This is a genomic window from Synechococcus sp. WC101 (assembly GCF_047461555.1).
Classification (GTDB): domain Bacteria; phylum Cyanobacteriota; class Cyanobacteriia; order Thermostichales; family Thermostichaceae; genus Thermostichus.
Genome location: NZ_JANSHG010000304.1, coordinates 1 through 1,175, shown reverse-complemented (window position 1 = coordinate 1,175; position 1,175 = coordinate 1). Strand labels below are relative to the sequence as shown.

The following is a 1,175-nucleotide window of genomic DNA, read 5'->3' as shown; positions in this document are numbered from 1 at the left end:
GCCATCCGCGGCTAATCCACTCCTGACCTAGTCGACCAGTCCTTCTTGAATCCCCTGGCAGACGCTGGGGGGTTTTTCTGCTTTTCATAGAACGTAGCCCAGTTGCTCAAGGGAATCGGTGTCCCAAAGGATCTGCCCATCCAGAGCCATTCTCCCCTGCACCGGCATTCCAACTTGAGCCTCTAGGCGTGGGATCAAAGCTGCATCCAGCTCCTCCAAAGCTTGGGGATCCTCGGTTTCGGGCAGGGATCCGACCAGCACCCAGCCCAAGTTGCGGACCTCGGCTTGGCGCATCAGGGCGGCAAAGGCGGTTGCTTGGCTCAGGGCGGCCTCCCGTCGCAGCGTTAAGAGCAGGCTAAACCCCCAAGCATGGGCCAAATCGGCCCAGGTTTGGCCTGGCTCCAGGGGATCGGCGACACTGCCCGGCAGAACCAGGAGGGGATTGGTTGCCCGCTCGCCGATTTGTTGCCAGAGGGCCTTGAGCTGAGCTTCCGAAGGGTTGGGATCCACCCTGAGCTGGACTCAAGGTCTCTGGACCACCTCTTGCCAGGCGCTGGCCACTGCTGCGGCTCCGGGGATCCCCGGCCAGGTATCGGCCACCATCACCCTCATGAGTTCGGATCCCCCACCTCAGACTCCCAGAGAGTGAGAAACTCCAGCTGGACCTCGAAGCCAAACACCAAAGCCATATCCCGCAGCATCGAGAGGGATCCCAGTTTCTGCTGCTTGAACCACCGCATCAACACAAAGAGATTTCCAGCGCTTCTGGGTTGTAAACAATGCCCTCGCGAGGGTTGAATTGATGGGGCACCAACATGGCTGCGTAACGGGCCAGCTCTCCTTGGCGCCAGTTGAGGAAGTAGGGCATCCAGGGGCAGACCGTGTCCCAACGAATAAACCACAGGCGCACCTCCGGGATCTCCGACAGCTCGCGCGGATCGTCGGGGCTGCGCGGCCAATCGATGGCGCATTACACCTGCTGGGCAGCCCGGACAGGATCCGCCATCAACGTTTTCAACAGCTCATGGCCCGGGGTTAAATCCAGAGCTTGAATGGCTTTAGCAGGAAGGTAGAAGGTAATCGGCACGACGACACAGCTACAGCCTGTTAAGGGCTCAAGGGGTACAATAGCAGCACTTAGCAAACCAACTTCGGAAGGAGGATGGATTGATCAG

Annotated in this window: 3 protein-coding genes; all 3 read right to left on the bottom strand. The window is 59.4% G+C overall.

Annotated elements, in window-relative coordinates; all coding sequences use genetic code 11:
- Nucleotides 1–84: 84 nt before the first annotated feature.
- The gene (locus NW809_RS12695; RefSeq protein ID WP_414402310.1) at nt 85–510 is read right to left on the bottom strand and encodes a hypothetical protein; all 426 of its coding nucleotides are present in this window, start codon (nt 508–510) and stop codon (nt 85–87) included.
- 98 nt (nt 511–608) lie between these two features.
- A complete protein-coding gene (locus NW809_RS12690) occupies nt 609–746 on the bottom strand; it encodes a hypothetical protein (protein WP_240530400.1) in 138 nt (45 codons plus the stop codon).
- Nucleotides 740–910 carry a chlororespiratory reduction 6 domain-containing protein gene (locus NW809_RS12685; protein ID WP_240527377.1) on the bottom strand — a complete coding sequence of 57 codons (171 nt, stop codon included), beginning with the start codon at nt 908–910 and terminating at the stop codon, nt 740–742. The genes NW809_RS12690 and NW809_RS12685 overlap by 7 nt, the downstream gene beginning before the upstream one ends.
- Nucleotides 911–1,175 lie beyond the last annotated feature (265 nt).